At 60.7% G+C, this 19,670-nt stretch carries 19 protein-coding genes, 1 tRNA gene and 1 riboswitch; of the genes, 14 read left to right on the forward strand and 6 right to left on the reverse strand.

Annotated elements, in window-relative coordinates:
* Window positions 1-20: 20 nt before the first annotated feature.
* Both IP76_RS15510 and IP76_RS23140 read left to right on the forward strand, forming a co-directional pair.
* Window positions 21-1,841, forward strand: a complete 1,821-nt coding sequence (locus tag IP76_RS15510; RefSeq protein ID WP_156318601.1) for an ABC transporter ATP-binding protein/permease — start codon at window positions 21-23, stop codon at window positions 1,839-1,841.
* On the forward strand, window positions 1,838-2,011 hold the full coding sequence (locus tag IP76_RS23140) for a hypothetical protein (protein WP_156318602.1): 174 nt from the start codon (window positions 1,838-1,840) through the stop codon (window positions 2,009-2,011). Before IP76_RS15510 ends, IP76_RS23140 begins: the two co-directional genes overlap by 4 nt.
* A gap of 45 nt (window positions 2,012-2,056) precedes the next feature.
* Here IP76_RS23140 and IP76_RS15515 read toward each other — a convergent pair whose 3' ends face one another.
* From IP76_RS15515 to IP76_RS15530, 4 genes are all read right to left on the reverse strand, one after another.
* The gene (locus IP76_RS15515; protein ID WP_054159268.1) at window positions 2,057-3,889 is read right to left on the reverse strand and encodes an ABC-F family ATP-binding cassette domain-containing protein; all 1,833 of its coding nucleotides are present in this window, start codon (window positions 3,887-3,889) and stop codon (window positions 2,057-2,059) included.
* Window positions 3,890-3,893: 4 nt separating this feature from the next.
* Window positions 3,894-4,547, reverse strand: a complete 654-nt coding sequence (locus IP76_RS15520; protein WP_054159141.1) for a thiamine diphosphokinase — start codon at window positions 4,545-4,547, stop codon at window positions 3,894-3,896.
* Window positions 4,548-4,803: 256 nt separating this feature from the next.
* Window positions 4,804-4,941: a hypothetical protein gene (locus IP76_RS23315; protein WP_197278358.1), complete on the reverse strand. Its 138-nt coding sequence runs from the start codon at window positions 4,939-4,941 to the stop codon at window positions 4,804-4,806.
* The gene (locus IP76_RS15530; protein WP_054159143.1) at window positions 4,905-5,192 is read right to left on the reverse strand and encodes a hypothetical protein; all 288 of its coding nucleotides are present in this window, start codon (window positions 5,190-5,192) and stop codon (window positions 4,905-4,907) included. The genes IP76_RS23315 and IP76_RS15530 overlap by 37 nt, the downstream gene beginning before the upstream one ends.
* Before the next feature lie 412 nt (window positions 5,193-5,604).
* Window positions 5,605-5,682, forward strand: a riboswitch (SAM riboswitch).
* 88 nt (window positions 5,683-5,770) lie between these two features.
* Here IP76_RS15530 and metA point away from each other — a divergent pair.
* Together metA and IP76_RS15540 are read left to right on the forward strand one after the other, a co-directional pair.
* Window positions 5,771-6,700, forward strand: a complete 930-nt coding sequence (gene metA / locus IP76_RS15535; RefSeq protein WP_054159144.1) for a homoserine O-succinyltransferase — start codon at window positions 5,771-5,773, stop codon at window positions 6,698-6,700.
* A gap of 130 nt (window positions 6,701-6,830) precedes the next feature.
* Complete coding sequence (locus IP76_RS15540) at window positions 6,831-7,841, forward strand: aldose epimerase family protein (RefSeq protein ID WP_054159269.1); 1,011 nt, start codon at window positions 6,831-6,833, stop codon at window positions 7,839-7,841.
* A gap of 124 nt (window positions 7,842-7,965) precedes the next feature.
* Here the strand turns inward: IP76_RS15540 and IP76_RS15545 are convergent.
* Window positions 7,966-8,040 (reverse strand) — tRNA-Gly (locus tag IP76_RS15545).
* Between the two features lie 268 nt (window positions 8,041-8,308).
* Between IP76_RS15545 and IP76_RS15550 the strand changes: the two genes are divergently transcribed.
* The 4 genes from IP76_RS15550 (at window position 8,309) to IP76_RS15565 (ending at window position 10,856) form a co-directional block, all read left to right on the forward strand.
* A complete protein-coding gene (locus IP76_RS15550) occupies window positions 8,309-8,830 on the forward strand; it encodes a prolyl-tRNA synthetase associated domain-containing protein (protein ID WP_082352560.1) in 522 nt (173 codons plus the stop codon).
* Window positions 8,831-8,897: 67 nt separating this feature from the next.
* Window positions 8,898-9,884, forward strand: a complete 987-nt coding sequence (gene trxA / locus IP76_RS15555; protein ID WP_054159145.1) for a thioredoxin — start codon at window positions 8,898-8,900, stop codon at window positions 9,882-9,884.
* Between the two features lie 88 nt (window positions 9,885-9,972).
* Window positions 9,973-10,650: an LON peptidase substrate-binding domain-containing protein gene (locus IP76_RS15560; RefSeq protein ID WP_054159146.1), complete on the forward strand. Its 678-nt coding sequence runs from the start codon at window positions 9,973-9,975 to the stop codon at window positions 10,648-10,650.
* Window positions 10,651-10,658: 8 nt separating this feature from the next.
* A complete protein-coding gene (locus tag IP76_RS15565) occupies window positions 10,659-10,856 on the forward strand; it encodes a Trm112 family protein (protein WP_054159147.1) in 198 nt (65 codons plus the stop codon).
* A 36-nt stretch (window positions 10,857-10,892) separates the two neighbouring features.
* On the opposite strand, the gene IP76_RS15570 is transcribed toward IP76_RS15565, so the two are convergent.
* Window positions 10,893-12,134, reverse strand: a complete 1,242-nt coding sequence (locus tag IP76_RS15570) for a ubiquinone biosynthesis hydroxylase (RefSeq protein ID WP_082352561.1) — start codon at window positions 12,132-12,134, stop codon at window positions 10,893-10,895.
* Window positions 12,135-12,190: 56 nt separating this feature from the next.
* On the opposite strand from IP76_RS15570, the gene tesB reads away from it, so the two are divergent.
* From tesB to IP76_RS15600, 6 genes are all read left to right on the forward strand, one after another.
* Window positions 12,191-13,075, forward strand: coding sequence for an acyl-CoA thioesterase II (gene tesB / locus IP76_RS15575; RefSeq protein WP_054159149.1), 885 nt, complete (start codon window positions 12,191-12,193; stop codon window positions 13,073-13,075).
* 227 nt (window positions 13,076-13,302) lie between these two features.
* Window positions 13,303-13,641 (forward strand): P-II family nitrogen regulator, encoded by a 339-nt coding sequence (locus IP76_RS15580; protein WP_156318603.1) that lies wholly within the window; start codon window positions 13,303-13,305, stop codon window positions 13,639-13,641.
* Between the two features lie 27 nt (window positions 13,642-13,668).
* On the forward strand, window positions 13,669-15,102 hold the full coding sequence (locus IP76_RS15585) for an ammonium transporter (RefSeq protein ID WP_054159151.1): 1,434 nt from the start codon (window positions 13,669-13,671) through the stop codon (window positions 15,100-15,102).
* Window positions 15,103-15,314: 212 nt separating this feature from the next.
* Window positions 15,315-17,951: a DNA translocase FtsK gene (locus IP76_RS15590; RefSeq protein ID WP_054159152.1), complete on the forward strand. Its 2,637-nt coding sequence runs from the start codon at window positions 15,315-15,317 to the stop codon at window positions 17,949-17,951.
* 124 nt (window positions 17,952-18,075) lie between these two features.
* The gene (locus IP76_RS15595) at window positions 18,076-18,729 is read left to right on the forward strand and encodes an outer membrane lipoprotein carrier protein LolA (RefSeq protein WP_082352562.1); all 654 of its coding nucleotides are present in this window, start codon (window positions 18,076-18,078) and stop codon (window positions 18,727-18,729) included.
* Window positions 18,730-18,848: 119 nt separating this feature from the next.
* Window positions 18,849-19,652, forward strand: coding sequence for an exodeoxyribonuclease III (locus tag IP76_RS15600; protein ID WP_054159153.1), 804 nt, complete (start codon window positions 18,849-18,851; stop codon window positions 19,650-19,652).
* Window positions 19,653-19,670 lie beyond the last annotated feature (18 nt).

Raw genomic sequence — 19,670 nt, forward strand, 5'->3', positions numbered from 1 at the left:
GAAAGACGGGAATTGCACGCATGATGTCTCAGCAGTCGAAGACCAAGAACGATCCGAAGCGTGTCATTGCGGAGGTCGAGGCCAGTTTCAGCCGCCAGCTGCGCATAGCTCTCGACAGCTTCTGGAAATCGTCTGTCCGAAACCGCATCATCGCCTTTGCCGCTGCTCTCGTGGCCGTCATCCTTGCCACCGTCTACGGCACGGTGCTGATGAACCAGTGGAACGCCCCCTTCTTCAACGCGCTGGAAAAGCGCGACTTCACAGCCTTCATCAATGAACTCCAGACCTTTGCGATGATTGCCGGCGGGCTGCTCGTGTTGAACGTCGTACAGGCCTGGCTCAACCAGATGACGTCGCTCTATATGCGCGAAGGCCTGTCGCGCGACGTCGTCGATCAGTGGCTGACCGGCGCCCGTGCCTATCGTCTGTCGATCTCGAGCCCGCTCGGGGTGAACCCCGATCAGCGCCTGCACGAAGATGCCCGCAAGCTGGCGGAGATGACGACGTCACTGGCCATCGGCCTGTTCAACGCCACCATCATGCTGGTCAGCTTTATCGGCGTTCTCTGGGGACTTTCGAGCGAATTCACCTTCCACATCGGAGGAACCAGCTTCCAGATTCCGGGCTACATGGTCTGGGGCGCCATTCTCTACGCGCTTGCCGCCTCGCTGCTGAGCCAACTCGTCGGCCGCTCGCTCTCCAAGCTCAACGCAAACCGCTACGCCCGGGAAGCCGATCTGCGATTTTCGCTGATGCGGGCTAATGAGAACCTGGAGGCAATTGCTCTTTCCCGCGGCGAGGAAACCGAGCGACGGCATATCCACCAGGCGCTGGACGGCGTTCTCGGCACGCTTCGCCAGCTTGCCCTGTCGCTGACCAATCTCACCTGGGTCACCGCCGGCTTCGGCTGGCTGGCGATCATCGTGCCGATCCTGATTGCGTCACCGGCCTATTTCGCCGGAACGATCACCTTTGGTGGTCTGATGATGGCGGCAGCGGCCTTCACCCAGGTCTATTCGGCGCTTCGCTGGTATGTCGACAATTTCGGCGCGATCGCAGACTGGCGTGCTGCCCTGGAACGCGTCACGGTTCTGCGGGCCGCACTCACCAGCATGGAAGACAGCCATGGCGGGCCGGGCCGATTGACACTGGATCGCAGCGCGGATGGGCGTCTGAGGCTGGAGGACCTGGAGATCCATACCCGCAACGGCGATACCTATGAAAGCGCCTTCCGGCTGAAGGAAAGCGCCGTGGTGATCGAACCAGGTGACCGCGTGATGGTGAATGGCGACCAGGGCGTGAACCGGAGACTGTTGTTCAATGCCATGGCCGGCCTCTGGCCCTTTGGCGGCGGCAGGATTGCGCTGCCCGGCGACAACGCCATCGTCTTCATGCCGCAGGCGGGATACCTGCCGGAAGGGCGATTGCGCAGCCTGCTTGCCTATCCAGCCTCCTCGGCCAGTTTTGACGAAGCGGCAATGAAGGACGCACTCACCCGCGTTGGCCTTGGCGATTTTGCCAAAAGGCTCGACGAACGGGCGCGTTGGGACCGCCTTTTCGACAAGGATCAGCAAATGTCCCTGGCTTTCGCCAGCATTCTCCTGCGCAAGCCGCGCTGGCTTGTGCTGCAGGATGTTCTGGAAGGGCTGGAGCCGGAAACCGAAAGCCGGCTGACAAACATGCTGAAAGACATGCAAGGCACGACTCTGATCTATCTTGGCCGTTCCATGGCTTTTGCAACAGCGACGGGAGCCAGAGCCGTGCATCTGGAGAAGTTGCCGTCGACCACCGCAGCCTTATCAAAAAGCGACGAGGTGATCGCACCGCAGGAGAAAAAATGAGCGTGTGGCTCTTCTTCCTCTGGGCAGGCGGCACCTGGCTGATCAATGCCAAATATAAGCTTTACGACCGTAAAACAAACTGGTGGGCTGTGTCTACGAAGCAGAACGGGCCAGGCTTCGTCCTGTTAATGCTGCTGTGGGCGGTGCTGATCGCCCTCAGCTTCTTCTGAGCTGAGGCGATCCCTGCTTGAGGCCTGGCAAGCGAGAGGGGAGCCTTACCCCTCCAGCTCCTCGCGCAGCATTTCGAGCTCCAGCCATTCCTCTTCCATACGGGTGATATCGGCCCGCAGCTTTTCGAGCTCGGCAGCGAGCTTGTTGAAAGTTGCGGGGTCCTTGGTGAAGAGCTTGGGATCGGCCATCTTTGCCTCACGGGCAGCGATTTCCGTCTCGGCCTTCTCCATCTCCTTCGGCAGATTTTCGAGTGCGAACTTCTGCTTGAAGGACAGCTTACCCTTGGTTTTTCCGCCACCATCGGCAGGCTTTCCGCCGGAGGCTTCCTGCGCCTTGGCGCGCTCGGCCTTCTCCACCCGCTTACGTTCATCCTCCACGCCCTTGCGTTGGGCAAGCATGTCGGAATAACCGCCGGCATATTCGATCCAGCGACCATCGGGATTTTCCGGATTGGCCGGCGCAATGGTCGAGGTCACGGTGCGGTCAAGGAAATCGCGGTCATGGCTGACGAGGATGACGGTGCCGGAATAGCCGGCGACAATTTCCTGCAACAGATCGAGCGTCTCGATATCGAGGTCGTTGGTCGGTTCGTCGAGGATGAGGAGGTTCGAGGGCTTCGCCATCATCCGGGCCAGCATCAGGCGGGCACGTTCGCCGCCGGAGAGATTGCGGATCGGCGTGCGGGCCTGTTCGGGCGCGAACAGGAAGTCCTTCATATAGCCGGTAACGTGCTTCTGCTCGCCATTGACCAAAAGGTTTTCGCCACGCCCATCGGTCAGGTAATGCGCAAGCGTGTCCTCGGGGTTGAGGTCCTCACGCTTCTGGTCGAGCACGGCAATTTCGAGATTGGTGCCGAGCTTGACCACGCCCTCATCCGGGGCAAGCTGGCCGGTCAGCATCTTCAGAAGCGTCGTCTTGCCGGCACCGTTCGGACCAATCAGACCGATGCAGTCGCCGCGATGGACCCGGATCGAAAAGGGCGCAACAATCGGGCGGTCGCCATAGGTCTTGACGATCTTGTCAGCCTCGATGACCAGCTTGCCGCTTTCCTTGCCTTCGGTAATAGCGGCCGAAATCGTGCCCGTTGGGCCCTTGTGGCCGCGATATTGCGAGCGCAGATCCTGCAGATTGCCGAGGCGGCGCATATTGCGCTTGCGCCGCGCGGTCACGCCGTAGCGCAGCCAGTGCTCCTCGCGCTCGATCTGGCGGCCAAGCTTGTGCTGCTCGATCTCTTCCTCTTCGAGCACCTGATCACGCCATTCTTCGAAATGGCCAAAGCCACGGTTGAGGCGCCGCGACAGGCCGCGGTCAAGCCAGACGGTGGCGGTCGAGATCTTCTCCAGGAAACGTCGGTCATGGCTGATCAGAACAAGCGCGCTGCGGCTCTTGGAAAGCTCGCCTTCCAGCCATTCGATCGTCGGCAGATCCAGATGGTTGGTCGGCTCGTCGAGCATCAGGATATCAGGCTCAGGCGCCAAGACGCGGGCAAGCGCCGCACGGCGCGCTTCGCCACCGGAAAGCTGCTTCGGATCTTCCTGGCCTGTGAGGCCGAGATGCTCGAGCAGATAGGTCACGCGGTACGGATCGTCACTCGGTCCAAGCCCGGATTCGGCATAGGCCTGGACGGTAGAATAACCGTCGAAATCCGGTGCCTGCTCCAGATAGCGGATCGTCGAGGACGGATGGCGAAAGACCTCACCCGACTGCGCCTCGACCAGACCGGCTGCAATTTTCATCAGCGTGGACTTGCCCGAACCATTGCGGCCAACAAGGCAGATCCGGTCACCCGGTTCGACCTGCAGGCCGGCGCCGTCGAGCAGCGGCGTGCCGCCGAAGGAAAGCTTGATATCATCGAGTTTCAGAATGGGAGGCGCCAAGGCTTCAGGCTCCGGATAAATCATAGGGACGGGCGAGCAGGATGGCCCGACCGCGAGTGAGCGAGACGGAGATAGATCCGTCGGCGATGTTGGATATCGTGCGCGAGGACCCGAAGGCGAGGGAAAAATTCCTGAGCGGGTAGCGCGCATTGCGAATCGTCAGGCCGGTCAGCGCCGTGAAACCGAGCACGGAGAAAAGCGCGCCCTTGGGCAGTTCAAGCGCAAGCTCGCTTTCCTCGACAAAGGGATAGGCTTCTTCCTCGCCCGAGGTCAGCACCACCTCAAAACCGTCTTCGACGAGGCCGAGTGCATTGAGATAGTGCTGGAGGGCATGGTCCGACCGGTCGCCGCCGAGGGCCCCGACGAAGATCAGCCGTGTCGCGCCGCGCGCAATCGCCTCGGCAACGGCGATCTCGCCGTCCGTTGCCGCCTTGGCGGCGGGATAGCTGCGCCGCTCCACCCTGGCATAATGGGCAATCAGCGATGCATCGCTGCTGTCGAAATCCCCCACCCACAATTCCGGCGTCACCCCGAGCACCTCGGCATGGCGCATACCACCGTCGGCGGCAATCACGCGACTGCCGGCCGTCAACGCCTTGAGGCGCTCCGTGACGGTGAGCGTGCCACCGAGAAGGATGGTGAAGGAGGATGTGGTCATGGCAAGCCCTTAGCGCATCTTGGAGGGGAAGGGAAAGCGCTTCCGCATCGGGAAGCGGCCCTCCTATGCAGGCCCTGGCTGTCGCGAAGCCTGCGATGCGATCATGGAAGACCGACTGCCGTGCGCGAAGCTGGCAGATCTTCATGCAAAAGGGGAAATCCGACGGATGGAAAGAGACTGCCGCGAGAAGAGCGGGGCCGCGAAAGGCAGCCTCCGCCTCATCAACCGGCGCTCCTCACGCCAGCATCTGGTGTGATCAGCGCTTCTTCGGCGTTGCCGCCTCTGCACTCTTGATCTGCGTGCTGAAGGTGGAGACTGGCGCAGCCGACGGCTTTGCCTTGTCCTGCTTCGGCTTTCTTACTTCGCGGTTCGAACGCTGCTGGCCTTTAGCCATGATGTCTGCTCCTTCTTCAATGTGGATGTGGCAGGGGCGCGGGCGGATGCCTTGCTGCGGCTCGGATCGATATCGATTTCGGCAACGCAACGATCGAAGGTCTCCCCGTCGAAACGCACGCGGTATTGTCGGCTTCCACCTGTTTCCGGCAGGGTGGCGAGCACTTTGCAGGCACCACCTGCACGGGCGAGACGGACAGGACCGTCCTTCAGGACGATCATGTCGCCAATGGCGTATTTATGCTTGCTCATGGGTCTCCTCCGGGTCCGGCCGCGGTCACGATAAACTTCCGGCGGGCACGGGGCCGGCCGGATCAGATTTTTCCGTCGATTGATAAAGAGCCCGACTGTCGGTGCACCAAAAGCGCTGGCACAGGTTGTCGGATGGCAAAGTCTGGTAGAAGGCGAAGGTCGGTTGTGTCCGGCACCCGGGGATCCATCCTCGCAGGGATAGGGCGCTCACAATCGGACACATGAAGAAGAACGTTAGAAACAGCCTGTCAGATCCGGTTGGAAATACAAGCTTTATCTCGCATTTTAACCTGGGAGCGGCGAGATCACGCAGGGGCCAATGCGACCTGCATCGAGCGAAGGCGCAACTTCGCCATGACGGCTCGACCGCATAGCTCCCCATTGATTCGCCGCCTCGACAGGCGTAAATAGAATAAGGTTCCGTGGTGATTTGGCCGGCCGGCTTGCAGCCACGTAAAATAAGTCGCTAAAGGGCCGAGGGAGTTATCAAGACTTTCCGAGGACCGGTAGCGATCTGCGCTGCCGGTATTTTTGTTTCCGCGGCTGTGTCCGCCGTGACAAGGAAAGTCGAGAGTAACATGCCGATCAGGATTCCAGACACGCTGCCCGCCTTCGAAACCCTCGTGAATGAGGGCGTGCGGGTCATGACCGAGACCATGGCTGTCCGCCAGGACATCCGCCCGCTGCAGATCGGCCTGCTGAACCTCATGCCGAACAAGATCAAGACGGAGGTCCAGTTTGCCCGCCTGATCGGGGCATCGCCCCTGCAGGTCGACCTGACCCTGGTGCGCGTCGGTGGCCACAAGGCAAAGAATACCCCCGAAGAGCATCTTTTCTCGTTCTACCAGACCTGGGACGAAGTTAAGGACCGCAAGTTCGACGGTTTCATCATTACGGGCGCCCCGGTCGAAACACTGCCCTTCGAGGAGGTCACCTACTGGCCGGAACTCGCGGAGATCCTCGACTGGACCGAGACCAATGTGCATTCAACGATGAATGTCTGCTGGGGTGCCATGGCGGCGATCCACCATTTCCACAAAGTGCCGAAGCATGCGCTGAAGGAAAAGGCGTTCGGCGTCTATCGTCACCGCAACCTGGCGCCCTCGTCGGTCTATCTGAACGGCTTTTCCGACGACTTTCAGGTGCCGGTGTCGCGCTGGACCGAGGTTCGCCGCAAGGACATCGAACAGGTCAAGGACCTCAACATTCTGCTGGAATCAGACGAAATGGGTGTCTGCCTCGTCCAGGAGAAGCGGGCAAACCGCCTCTATATGTTCAACCACATCGAATATGATTCGACATCGCTGGGGGACGAGTACTTTCGCGACAAGGTGGCCGGCATCCCGATCAAGCTGCCGCACAATTATTTCCCGCACAATGACGACACGCTGACGCCGCTCAATCGCTGGCGCGGCCATGCCCATTTGCTGTTCGGCAACTGGATCAACGAGATCTACCAGATGACGCCTTATGACCTTGCCGAGATCGGCAAGGACCTTCAAGGTTGACGGTGGTCAGCGACCGCAACCGGAAGCGTTGAGGTCGCGATGCGGGCAATGCGCTCGTCTGCGGGTGGACCGAGACGGCAGCGAGGAAATCGGCACGCGTGCCGGAGATGAAAGACAAAGCGAGGAAGACATGACAAGGCAGGTATTCGGCGTGATGCCGACGGGCGAGGCTGTCGAGCAGGTGGTGCTCTCGGGCGGTGGGTTGACGGCATCGATCCTCACCTTCGGCGCCGTTTTGCAGGATCTTCGCCTTGAGGGTCATGACGCACCGCTGGTGCTCGGTTTCGAGGACCTCGCCGGCTATCTCGACCATTCGCCCTATTTCGGCGCGACACCCGGCCGCTGCGCCAACCGCATCGGCAATGGTCGCTTCTCGCTTGAAGGCACAGACTACCAGCTGGAACTCAATGAAAAAGGCGTCACGCACCTGCATGGCGGCTCCGACGGCATGGGCCGGCGGAACTGGACGATCCTCGAAACCACAGCTGATAGCGTGACCATGGAGATCGAGGATCCCGATGGCCGCGCCGGCTATCCCGGCACCACCCGCACGCGCGCGACCTTCGCCCTGAAGCCGGGCGGCATCTTCTCGGTGATCTATGAGACCGTGACCGACAAGCCGACCATCGCCAATGTCTGCCACCATGCCTATTTCAATCTTGACGGCAGGCTCGATATCCTCGGCCACGACCTGATGATTGCCGCCGATCACTACACCCCCGTCGACGAGCGCCTGATCCCGACCGGCGAGATCAAGTCCGTCGAGAACACGGCCTTCGATTTTCGCGAGATGCGGCCGATTCGCCTTGACGTGGACGGACAGCAATTCGGCTACGATCACAATTTCTGCTTTTCGAGCACCCGGATGGACAAACGCAGCGTGGCCCTTGCCCGCAGCGTCAATTCCGGCTTGACCATGGAAATCGCCACGACCGAACCGGGCGTGCAATTTTATGCCGGCGGCAAGGTCTCGCCTGCCGTGCCGGGATTGGAAGGCCGCCGTTACGGCGCCTTTGCCGGCTTCTGCATGGAGACGCAGATCTGGCCGGACGCGATCAACAAGCCGAACTTCCCGAACGCCGTGCTGCGGCCAGGCGAGATCCTGCGCCAGGAAACAGACTATATATTCTCGAAGAGCTGAGGATCGATATTGCCGGTTGCGGGTGTTGCCTGCAGCCGGCCTCGGTCAAACCCCGTAAGGGGCCGATAATGGCGGCTTCCCGGCGGTGCCGGTTTCATGCCTATCAGTCTTTGGAAGAAGAAAATGGAGCGGGTGAAGCGATTCGAACGCTCGACCCCAACCTTGGCAAGGTTGTGCTCTACCCCTGAGCTACACCCGCTCACAACCGCGATCCTGGGGTAGTGTCTGGATCGTGGGCCGTCCGTCTTGCGGCGACGGGCGGTATATGGCCCAACCGATTTTCAAATGCAACAGGGAAATTACAGTTCGAGGCGAAAAATTTTGAAAATGATCGCCGAGCCGGCGCAAACCACGGAAAATACGGGCTTTTTTGCCGTAAACGAGATTGCCAGATGTCGGCGTCCAGCCTATTTCTGGCATCAGTTCCGGCTAGACCAGTCAAATCGAGCCCGAAAAGAGGATTCTCCATGACCACCGAAATCGCTACCGCAGCACCAAAGACCGCTGAAGACCTTTTTCGCTTCCTCGACGGGCTCGGCATCGCGCACAAGACGAAATACCACCCGCCGGTGTTCACGGTGGCGGAATCCGTATCGCTGCGCGACGAGATCCCTGGCGGCCATACAAAGAACCTCTTCGTCAAGGACAAGAAGGACAACTACTTCCTTCTGACGGTGGAGGAGAATGCAGCCGTGGACCTAAAGACAGTCCACACGATCATTGGTGCCGCGAGCAAGGTATCCTTCGGCAAGCCAGAAAAGCTTCTGGAATATCTCGGCGTTGTACCGGGATCCGTGACGGCCTTCGGCGCAATCAACGACAGCGGAAACAACGTCACCTTCGTGCTTGACGCCGACCTGATGCAACACGAAGTGATCAACGGCCACCCGCTTTCCAACGACGCCACCACCTCGATCGGACGCGACGATCTGCTTCGCTTCATGGAAGCAACTGGCCACACGCCGCTTGTCTTGAAAGTAACGGGCTGACATACGATTTTAAGAGGATCTGCCGGCCTGAAGCGGGTGCTGGCAAACAAGGCGGGAGACGCGCGAGATGAGCGATTACGGAAACCCATACGGCGGATATGGAAACCAGACGATGACGGCCAGCGCCCAGCTGGGCGGCGCGCCGGCGCAACCGCAATCGCCGGCGCCGACGGCGGCCGAGCTGATCAAGGACACGACGACAGCGAACTTCGCCAAAGACGTGATGGAGGAATCGCGTAAACAGCCCGTTCTCGTCGATTTCTGGGCTCCTTGGTGCGGCCCCTGCCGGCAATTGACCCCGATCATCGAAAAGGCCGTTGCCGAAGCAGGCGGACGCGTCAAGCTCGTGAAGATGAACATCGACGATCACCCGGCGATCCCAGGGCAGCTTGGCATCCAGTCGATCCCGGCTGTTGTCGCCTTCGTGGATGGACGTCCGGCCGATGGCTTCATGGGCGCGTTGCCGGAGAGCCAGGTCAAGGCCTTCATCGACAAGATCGCAGGCCCCGCAGGTGCCGACCAGGCCGCAGAGATCGCAGCCGTCCTGGAAGAGGCCGCAATCCTGCTCGGCAATGGCGACATCGATCATGCAGCGCAGCTCTTCGCCGCAGTCATCCAGGCCGACCCTGACAATGGCAAGGCGCTTGCCGGCATGGCGGAATGCATGATTGTCGCCAACCAGCATCAGCGCGCCCGCGAATTGCTGAGCAACCTGCCGGCAGAAGTGGCAGCAGCCCCCGAGATCCAGGCACAGAACAAGCGGCTCGACCAGATTGAGGAAGCGCGCAAGCTTGGTGACCCGGTGGCGCTCGAACACACGCTCTCGCTGAACCCCGATGACCATGTCGCTCGAATGAACCTTGCAAAGATTCGCAATGTCGAGGGTCGCCGTGACGAAGCCGCCGAGCATTTGCTGCTGATCATGAAACGCGACAGGACATTCGAGGACGACGGCGCGCGAAAGCAGCTTTTGCAGTTCTTCGAGGTCTGGGGACCCAAGGAGCCGGCAACGATCATGGCACGTCGGAAGCTGTCTTCGATCCTCTTTTCATGAGGGGCTGCCGGACTTGAGTTTTATCCGGCGCGATCCACATAAGTGGGAAGTGGGCAGGCTTCTGCGCCTGCGAACGGGATGAACATCGATGCAAGTTGGAAATGCCAGATACCTGACTGGGGAAGACCTGCCGGACAAGCTGCCGGTCTTCCCGATCTCCGGCGTATTGCTCCTGCCGGGCGGCCAGCTGCCGCTCAACGTGTTTGAGCCACGCTACCTTGCCATGCTCGACGACGCACTGGCCGGAAATCGGCTGATCGGCATGATCCAGCCGGGAATGACCGAAGTACAGTCGGACATCCTGCCCGAGCGCACATCGCTCTCCCCTGTCGGCTGTATCGGGCGCATCACATCCTTTAGCGAGACAGGTGACGGTCGCTATATCGTTTCGCTGGCTGGCGTCTGCCGCTTTCGCCTGCTCAACGAGGTGAACAGCGGCAAACCCTACCGCAGTTTCTCAATTGCCCCGTTCATCTCCGATCTGACAAGCAGCGACGAAGAGACACAGGTGGACCGGGCCGGTCTTCTTGCGGCGTTTCGCGCCTATCTGGAGGCGAACAAGCTGGAAGCCGATTGGGAGAGCGTGGAGCGGGCCTCCAACATCACCCTGGTCAATTCGCTCTCGATGATGTCGCCTTTTGGTCCTGCGGAAAAGCAGGCCTTGCTGGAGGCGCCAGACCTGAAGACCCGCGCAGAAACACTGATTGCCATCACCGAGATCATCCTTGCCCGTACCTTCGGCGATGCCGACACGATGCTCCAATAGGCGACGTCATGGCTGACAACCCGGCAAGCATGGTCGACATCAAGATGCTCGAACTGCTGGTATGTCCGCTCACCCGCGGTAGCCTGAAGCTTGATCGCGAGAAGAACGAACTCGTTTCAGAAAAGGCGCGACTGGCTTATCCGATCCGTGACGGCATTCCGATCATGCTGGTTTCGGAGGCGCGCAAGCTCGAAATGCCCATTTGAGACGGGTGGGCCCGACTCACCCGCTTCCTGGCAGTCTCAGATCGACTGCCCGGCCAGAAGCCGCGGTGCATTCCCGGCAGACGTTCCGGCCGCCTCCCGAATGAAGTAGCCCTTGAGCGCTGGAATGCGATCAACGACGCCGAGCCCGAAGTCGCGCAGGACCCGGATCGGGGTAATGTCGTTGGAAAACAAGCGATTGAGCACGTCGGTGGTGACACCCATCCGGAACGTGTCGAACCGACGCCATGTCTGGTAACGCTCGAGCACATTGACCGAGCCAATGTCGAGGCCGAGCCTGTCGGCATCGACGACGGTTTCCGCAAGCGCCGCAACATCCTTGAAACCAAGATTGAGCCCTTGGCCGGAAATCGGATGAATGCCATGCGCCGCATCGCCCGCCAGCGCCAGACGCGGCGCGATGAAGGCACGGGCCAGGGTCAGACCAAGCGGAAAGGCGCGGCGATCCGCAGTCGCCCGGATCTGGCCAAGCTTATGGCCGAAACGCCGCTCCAGCTCTGCCTCGAAAAGGAGGTCGTCGGATGCGACGAGACGATCGGCATCCGCCGTGCGCTCCGTCCAGACAAGCGAGGAGCGATTGCCCTTGAGCGGCAAGATGGCGAACGGGCCGGCTGGAAGGAAATGCTCTTCCGCGACCCCATCATGCGGGCGTTCGTGCTCGACGGTGGTGACGATACCTGACTGACCATATTGCCAGGTAACGGTCTTGATCCCCGCGAGATCACGCAGTTTCGAGCGCACGCCATCACAGGCGACCACGAGGCGGCTCGAGACAATGCTGCCATCCGAAAGCGTCAGCTCGGCAGAGGGGCCGATGTCGCGGAACCCGGTCGCGCGCAGACCGTGGCGGATTGAAATGCCGCGCTCGGCGCAGGCGTCGCGCAAGGCGGCCACCATGCTGACATTGGGGATCATATGGGCGAAGGGGCGTCCATCCTCGACCGACCCGTCGAAGGTGAGGAAGACCGGACGCACCGGATCCGACGCTTTCGAATCAGTGACGATCATCCGGTTGATCGGCTGAGCGTCCGGCTCGATCCGGCCCCACAGGCCAAAGACATCGAGCATCTTCGTGGCAGCGGAAATAATTGCCGACGCACGCGGATCCTTTTTCCACGCCTCTTCCGGCGCAGCCTCGATCACCTCGATGGTGAGATGGGGCGCCGCCTGCTTGATCGCAACCGCGACAGAGAGACCGACATAACCACCGCCGACAACCAGCACATCCAGCATGGAGGGTTCCTTTGCACTTGTAGACATTCCTCACCCTATATAGATCAGGCTTCCACCAGTGCCTACACGCGGAGCCATGCATTATGTCGCAGCCACACGGACAGACCAAGGCCATGCAGGACCTGATCGATCGGCTCGATCTGGAAAAGCTGGAGGAAAACCTGTTTCGTGGCAGCAGCCCGCAAAATGGCTGGCAGCGCGTGTTCGGTGGCCTCGTAATTGCCCAGGCGCTGATGGCGGCGCAGCGTTGTGTCGAGGCTGACCGCATCGTTCATTCCCTGCATGCCTATTTTATGCGGCCCGGCGATCCGTCCATCCCGATCGTCTACCAGGTTGAACGCATCCGTGATGGTGCATCCTTCACCACGCGGCGCGTCGTCGCCATCCAGCACGGCAAGGCGATCTTTTCCATGTCGGCCTCCTTCCAGGTTGAGGAACCGGGCTTCGACCATCAGATCGGCCTGCCGAAGGTACCAGACCCTGAGACGCTGATGGGCGAGAAGGAGTTCCGCGAGGTCTTTCTGGCCAAGGCACCGGAGACGGTGAAGAAATACTGGGGCCGTGAGCGACCAATCGAGATTCGGCCCGTGTCGCTCACGCACTATCTCTCGGATGAGAAGCTCGACCCGGTGGCCCATATATGGGTTAAAGCCGCAGGGCTGGTGCCTGACGAACGGCACTATCAGTCAGCGATCTTGGCCTATCTTTCCGACATGACGCTGCTCGACACATCGCTTTATGCTCATGGCACATCCATATTCGACCCCGCGCTGCAAGTGGCAAGCCTGGACCACGCCATGTGGTTCCATCGCCCCTGCCGCCTGGATGACTGGCTCCTCTACACGCAGGACAGCCCCAGTGCCGCAGGTGCCCGCGGGATGACCCGCGGCAGCATTTTTTCGCGCGATGGCAGCCTCATTGCTTCCGTTGCGCAGGAAGGCCTGATCCGCAAACGGGCAAATGATTAAAAAAACATCATTGCGGCGAAAATGCGCACTATTTGTGCGCTTAATGGGCATTCATTTGCCCGTTTTATGGATACTCCAGACATAATCTTTATAATTCAATAACTTATGTAGCGCGTCGAATCTGGCACGCCTTTTGAATGTCTAACTTCGGTCGCTGAGCGAAACTTCCCGCTGGCGTCAAGGAGAGTCGGCCTTAAGCCGAGGACAAGCAAAGGATGGGAAACCAGATGAAAATTGTGATGGCTATCATTAAGCCGTTCAAGCTGGACGAGGTACGCGAGGCCCTGACGGCTGTGGGGATCCAGGGTCTGACCGTAACCGAGGTCAAGGGCTATGGCCGCCAGAAGGGACATACCGAAATCTACCGTGGCACCGAATATGCGGTGAGCTTTCTGCCGAAGCTGAAAATCGAGATCGCTGTATCGTCCGAACTGGCCGACAAGGCCGTCGAAGCCATCGCAGCTGCCGCGAAGACCGGCCAGATCGGCGACGGCAAGATCTTTGTCTATGCGATCGATCAGGCCGTGCGTATCCGCACCGGCGAAACCAATACCGAAGCTCTGTAAGAACGGCTGTTAGGGGAGTTGTTACTGATGTCACTTGCCAAGTTTAACACCAATCTCGTGCGCTTGGGCGCCGCATCGGCAGCCGTGCTGGCGCCGGTCGTCGCATTCGCCCAGGAAGCTGCACCAGCCGTTGCGGATGCAGCCGCCGCAGCAGCACCAGCCATGACAGTCGACAAGGGTGATACCACCTGGATGCTCGTTTCGGCCCTGCTGGTCCTCTTGATGACCGTGCCGGGCCTCGGCCTGTTCTACGGCGGCCTTGTCCGCGCCAAGAACATGCTGTCCGTGCTCATGCAGGTTACCACCATCGCTGCACTCGCCATGATCCTCTGGGTCGTCTACGGCTACTCGCTTGCCTTCACCAATGGCGGCGGCCTGAACTCCTATGTCGGCGGCTTCTCCAAGATGTTCCTGGCCGGCGTGGATGTCACGACCATGGCCGAGAGCTTCTCCAAGGGCGTTGCTATTCCGGAACTGGTCTTCGTCTGCTTCCAGATGACCTTTGCCGCCATCACCCCCGGCCTTATCATCGGCGCCTTCGCAGAACGCGTTAAGTTCTCGGCCGTCATCCTCTTCTCGGCTCTGTGGCTCACCTTCGTCTACTTCCCGATCGCCCATATGGTCTGGTTCTGGGGCGGCCCGAGCGCCTATGCCGATCCGTCGGGCCTGATCTTCGGCTTTGGCGCCATCGACTTCGCAGGCGGCACCGTCGTCCACATCAATGCCGGCATTGCAGGTCTCATTGGTGCAATCATGGTCGGCAAGCGTACCGGCTACGGCAAGGACATGATGGCTCCGCACTCGATGACCATGACGCTGATCGGCGCAGGCCTTCTGTGGGTAGGCTGGTTCGGCTTCAACGCCGGCTCGAACCTCGAAGCCAATGGTTATGCCGCACTCGCCATGATCAACACCTTCCTAGCAACCGCCGCAGCACTTCTGTCCTGGTCGCTGGTTGAAACCTTCGCCCGCGGCAAGGCCTCCATGCTCGGCGCCGTATCGGGCGCTGTTGCCGGCCTCGTCGTCGTTACCCCGGCTGCAGGCTTCGCCGGCCCGATGGGCGCGATCGTCATGGGCCTCATTGTCTCCCCGGTCTGCTACTTCTTCTGCTCGACCGTGAAGAACAAGTTCGGCTACGACGACACGGCTGACGTCTTCGGCATCCACGGCGTGGGTGGCATCGTCGGCGCGCTGCTGACCGGCGTCTTCGTCAACCCGGCCCTCGGCGGCGCCGGCATCGTCGATTACTCGACGGCCGACTTCGCAGCGACCTATGCCGGCACGGCAGCCCAGGTCTTCAACCAGCTGAAGGCTGTCGTCGTTACCATCCTGTGGTGCGGCATCATCTCGGCGATCCTCTACAAAATCGTCGACGTGGTCATCGGTCTGCGTGCGCCGATCGAAGCCGAGCGCGAAGGTCTCGATCTCGCCTCGCACGGCGAAGCCGCCTACCACAACTGATCACCGGCAAGATCTGCCGTTCAAATACGCAACAACGCCCGGATCGAAAGGTCCGGGCGCTTTGCTTTGTTTGGCGCACCTTCGTCACCCGGAGGCCACAGCGCATGGTTAAACGGCCATTAACCATGCCTCATGTAGGGTCTGCGCCACATCATGGCCAGATTCGGCCCCTGACATCCTCGCCAGGACCACCGGAAAGCAAGGCAGAGACAATGACACGAGGCAACGCCGCCATCGAGGATCAACCGACCCGTTTCGTGCTGACGACATTCGTCTGGCGGCAATTCCTCGCCTTGACCGGCTTCGGTCTGTTTCTGTTGCTCGTGGCCGCCGTCGCTGCCCTTGCGACATGGAACGTGTCCGACCCCAGCCTGTCCTATGCAACAGAAAATGCACCGACCAACATCATGGGGCTGAGCGGAGCCGTCTTTGCCGACCTGATGATGCAGTTCTTCGGCCTTGGCAGCCTGCTCGCGCTCCTGCCCGTGCTGGCATGGTCCTTTGCTCTGATCGGCGCACGGCGTTTCTCGCGCGTCCCAGCCAGGCTCTCGGCATGGCTTGTCGGTGCGCTGGTCAGCGCGGCCATGATCGGCTGCTTCCCGCCACCCGCAACATGGCCGCTGTCCAGCGGAACCGGCGGCGTGCTCGGCGACCTGATCCTGCGTTTCCCGGCCCTTTTCATCGGCGCCTACCCAACATCCACTTTTGCCATGGTTCTGGGCGGCATACTGGCGGTGCCTGCGATCTGGCTACTTCTCTTTGCCGCCAGCATCATCGGAAAGGCTCCAGCCGAGCCCGCCGAGCGCATTGAGCAGAAGCCCGCCGCGACGGCAACACAGACAAAGACTGTCGCGCGCGCCGCAGATGACGAGAGCGACGATGAAGAAAGCGAGGGTGCGATTGCCCTTGCCATCGGCGCCGCCACCCACAACTGGTATACGACCCGCGCCCGCATCCGCCGTCTCTTTGGCCTGAAGCCGAAGGATCGCAACCATCGCGACTTCGAACAGCCCTATGACTTCAACGATGATGAATTCAGCCTCCTGAACGAGCCAACCCGCGCCAAGTCCGTGCCATTCAGCGCCCGCGTCGAGCCCTCCCTGGACGGCCCGGCCCCTGGGCGCTCGATCGTGGCGGCTCCCTCCCTGCAGGGATCCAATTTCGACGACGACTTCGATCTTGACGACATGCCAAGGCCGGCGGGCATTCTTTCGGATGACGACGGCCGCGCAGCCCCATCCCGCAAACTTGGCGCTTCTGGCCGGGTGGCACCTTCGGCATCGCGTGCGAAACCCGGCCCCCGCGCTGACATTGGCAGCGCGCGCGTCGGGACGGACGGTTTCCAACTGCCCTCGATCCAGCTTCTGGCCGAACCCCGCGCCGTCACCCGCGATGCAACCCTTTCGGCGGAAGCCCTTGAGCACAATGCCCGCCTGCTGGAAGGCGTGCTCGACGATTTCGGTGTCAAGGGTGAGATCATCCACGTCCGCCCCGGGCCTGTCGTCACCCTCTACGAACTGGAACCGGCACCGGGCATCAAGTCGTCCCGCGTTATCGGCCTCGCCGATGACATTGCCCGCTCGATGAGCGCAATTGCCGCCCGCGTCGCTGTCGTTCCCGGCCGCAATGCAATCGGCATCGAACTTCCCAACCAGAAGCGCGAGACGGTCTATCTGCGTGAATTGATCGGCTCCAAGGATTTCGACAGCAACAAGGCGAAGCTCGCCATGGCGCTGGGCAAAACGATCGGCGGCGAACCGGTGACGGCCGACCTGGCCAAAATGCCCCATCTTCTCGTCGCCGGCACCACCGGCTCGGGTAAGTCAGTGGCGATCAACACCATGATCCTGTCGCTCCTCTACAAGATGACGCCGGAGCAGTGCCGCCTGATCATGATCGACCCGAAGATGCTGGAACTGTCTGTCTATGACGGCATCCCGCATCTGCTCTCGCCTGTTGTCACGGACCCCAAGAAAGCCGTCGTCGCGCTGAAATGGACCGTGCGCGAGATGGAAGAGCGCTACAAGAAGATGTCGAAGATCGGCGTGCGCAATATCGACGGTTTCAACACGCGCGTCGCCCAGGCCCTGGAAAAGGGTGAGGTTCTGACGCGCACCGTGCAGACCGGCTTCGATCGGCAATCCGGCGAGGCGGTCTACGAGACGGAAGAATTCGACCTGCAGCCCCTCCCCTACATCGTCGTGATCATCGACGAAATGGCAGACCTGATGATGGTGGCCGGCAAGGATATCGAAGGGGCCGTCCAACGCCTCGCGCAGATGGCGCGTGCGGCCGGCATTCATGTGATCATGGCAACCCAGCGCCCCTCGGTGGACGTCATCACCGGCACAATCAAGGCCAACTTCCCGACACGCATTTCCTTCCAGGTCACTTCCAAGATCGACAGCCGCACGATCCTGGGCGAGCAGGGAGCAGAACAGCTGCTTGGCATGGGCGACATGCTCTATATGGCGGGCGGCGGGCGCATCCAGCGCGTCCACGGCCCCTTCGTCTCCGACCAGGAAGTCGAAGAGATCGTGGCATACCTGAAGACGCAAGGGTCGCCGCAATATCTCGAAGCGATCACCATTGACGACGAGGACGGTGAAGAGGGTGGCGGTCCGGCCGGAACCTCCAATCTGGGCGAGTCCGACGATCCGTACGATCAGGCAGTGGCGATCGTTCTGCGCGATGGAAAGGCCTCAACGTCCTATGTTCAGCGCCGCCTCGGCATCGGCTATAACCGCGCCGCCTCGCTGATCGAGCGCATGGAAAAGGAAGGGATCATCGGCCCCGCCAACCACGCCGGCAAACGCGAAATCCTCGTGCCCACGGAAAACGACATGTGAGGGCGCGATTTTTCCCCGATGGAACAAGGCGGGCCCCGGACGAGTTGCCGCAGCAATGACGGCAATATGGCCATGAAGCCGCCGCGTTTTTGGGGGAAACCCTCAGCAATTCAAGGAGTACCACATGACACACAAGACTGATGCCCGGACGCCGGTGCTGGCCAGCCGCCGCCAGTTCGTGCTGGGTACCGCCGCCTTCATGGCCTGCGCTGCCCTGCCGCTGCCGGCTTTCGCGGCGACCACAGAGGCCGCTCAGCAAATCGCCGACCATTTCTCCGGCGTGAAAACGATGACGGGCGAGTTCGTTCAATTCGGCCCACGCGGCGAACAGACGGGCGGCAAGTTCTTCATCGAGCGACCGGGCAAGTTGCGCTTCAACTATGAAAAGCCATCGCCGATGCGGGTGATTTCAGACGGCAAGAACGTCGTCATCGGCAATTCCAAGCTGAAGACCTGGGACATCTATCCGCTCAGCAAGACACCGCTCAGCCTGCTGCTGGCCGACCGCATCGATCTGGGCAACAAGCTGGTGCGCGATGTAAAGCAGGAAGCGGATCTGACAACCATTGTCCTCGGCGACCGCACGATCTTCGGCGACTCCACCATCACACTGATGTTCGACCCGAAGAGCTTCGAACTGCGCCAGTGGACAATCACCGATGTCCAGAAGAAGGATACATCGGTCATGATCTTCAACGTCCAGAGCGGCGTTCAATTCGATCCGAGCGTCTTCGAGATCCCCTATGCCGAAGTGCACGGACAGAAGCGCGGCGGCTGATTGATCAGCGGCCAGCCCTGATCTGTGGAGAAAGGCGGCATGACCTCGGGGTCTGCCGCCTTTTCCTGTTCAGGGCCCATCAAATCCCCTAGAACCGCCGAGGCATCGGGGATTTTCACATGACGCTTTCCATCACCACCTGGAATATCAACTCGGTCCGGCTTCGCCTGCCGATCGTGAAAGACCTCCTGGCGCGCGTGAACCCGGACATCCTGTGCCTGCAGGAAATCAAGTGCCAGAATGACCAGTTTCCGATGGAGGACATCCAGGCCCTCGGCTATTCCAACATCGTCATCCATGGCCAGAAGGGCTATCACGGCGTGGCGATCTGCTCGAAGCTGCCGCTCGCCGAAGATCACCGCCAGGACTATTGCGGGGTTGGCGACAGCCGCCACATATCGGCAGTCTTTTCCTGGAACGGGCGGCGCATACGCCTGCACAATTTCTACGTTCCGGCCGGCGGCGACGAGCCCAATCGCGAGATCAATCCGAAGTTCGGCCACAAGCTGGATTTCGTCGAGGAGATGAAGGCGCTTTCGGCCGATGCAGAGCCCGGCACAGGCGCGATCCTTGTTGGCGACCTCAACATTGCACCGCTGGAGCACGACGTCTGGTCGCACAAGCAGATGCTGAAGATCATCAGCCATACACCTGTCGAAACCGAAGGCCTGACCGAAGTGATGCGCCAAGGCAATTGGGTCGACCTGATGCGCCAGCATGTGCCGGCCTCGGAAAAGCTCTACACTTGGTGGAGCTACAGAGCCAAGGATTGGGAAGCCGCCGATCGCGGCCGTCGCCTCGACCATATCTGGTCATCACGCGATCTGGCACCGCTCTTGTCGCGCGTCGATGTGCTGAAGGAAGCCCGGGGCTGGCAGCAACCCTCGGACCACGTGCCCGTCACGGCCCACTTCAAGGATTGATAGCAGGCGATATATAGC

The sequence above is a fragment of the Rhizobium sp. AAP43 genome, assembly GCF_001296045.1.
Lineage (GTDB): Bacteria > Pseudomonadota > Alphaproteobacteria > Rhizobiales > Rhizobiaceae > Allorhizobium.

Coding starts and splice junctions, on each gene's coding strand:
- IP76_RS15510 (WP_156318601.1), top strand. CDS start 21: ATGATGTCTCAGCAGTCGAAGACCAAGAACGATCCGAAGCGTGTCATT.
- IP76_RS23140 (WP_156318602.1), top strand. CDS start 1,838: ATGAGCGTGTGGCTCTTCTTCCTCTGGGCAGGCGGCACCTGGCTGATC.
- IP76_RS15520 (WP_054159141.1), bottom strand. CDS start 4,547: ATGACCACATCCTCCTTCACCATCCTTCTCGGTGGCACGCTCACCGTC.
- IP76_RS23315 (WP_197278358.1), bottom strand. CDS start 4,941: ATGGCTAAAGGCCAGCAGCGTTCGAACCGCGAAGTAAGAAAGCCGAAG.
- IP76_RS15530 (WP_054159143.1), bottom strand. CDS start 5,192: ATGAGCAAGCATAAATACGCCATTGGCGACATGATCGTCCTGAAGGAC.
- metA (WP_054159144.1), top strand. CDS start 5,771: ATGCCGATCAGGATTCCAGACACGCTGCCCGCCTTCGAAACCCTCGTG.
- IP76_RS15540 (WP_054159269.1), top strand. CDS start 6,831: ATGACAAGGCAGGTATTCGGCGTGATGCCGACGGGCGAGGCTGTCGAG.
- IP76_RS15550 (WP_082352560.1), top strand. CDS start 8,309: ATGACCACCGAAATCGCTACCGCAGCACCAAAGACCGCTGAAGACCTT.
- trxA (WP_054159145.1), top strand. CDS start 8,898: ATGAGCGATTACGGAAACCCATACGGCGGATATGGAAACCAGACGATG.
- IP76_RS15560 (WP_054159146.1), top strand. CDS start 9,973: ATGCAAGTTGGAAATGCCAGATACCTGACTGGGGAAGACCTGCCGGAC.
- IP76_RS15565 (WP_054159147.1), top strand. CDS start 10,659: ATGGCTGACAACCCGGCAAGCATGGTCGACATCAAGATGCTCGAACTG.
- IP76_RS15570 (WP_082352561.1), bottom strand. CDS start 12,134: ATGTCTACAAGTGCAAAGGAACCCTCCATGCTGGATGTGCTGGTTGTC.
- tesB (WP_054159149.1), top strand. CDS start 12,191: ATGTCGCAGCCACACGGACAGACCAAGGCCATGCAGGACCTGATCGAT.
- IP76_RS15580 (WP_156318603.1), top strand. CDS start 13,303: ATGAAAATTGTGATGGCTATCATTAAGCCGTTCAAGCTGGACGAGGTA.
- IP76_RS15585 (WP_054159151.1), top strand. CDS start 13,669: ATGTCACTTGCCAAGTTTAACACCAATCTCGTGCGCTTGGGCGCCGCA.
- IP76_RS15590 (WP_054159152.1), top strand. CDS start 15,315: ATGACACGAGGCAACGCCGCCATCGAGGATCAACCGACCCGTTTCGTG.
- IP76_RS15595 (WP_082352562.1), top strand. CDS start 18,076: ATGACACACAAGACTGATGCCCGGACGCCGGTGCTGGCCAGCCGCCGC.
- IP76_RS15600 (WP_054159153.1), top strand. CDS start 18,849: ATGACGCTTTCCATCACCACCTGGAATATCAACTCGGTCCGGCTTCGC.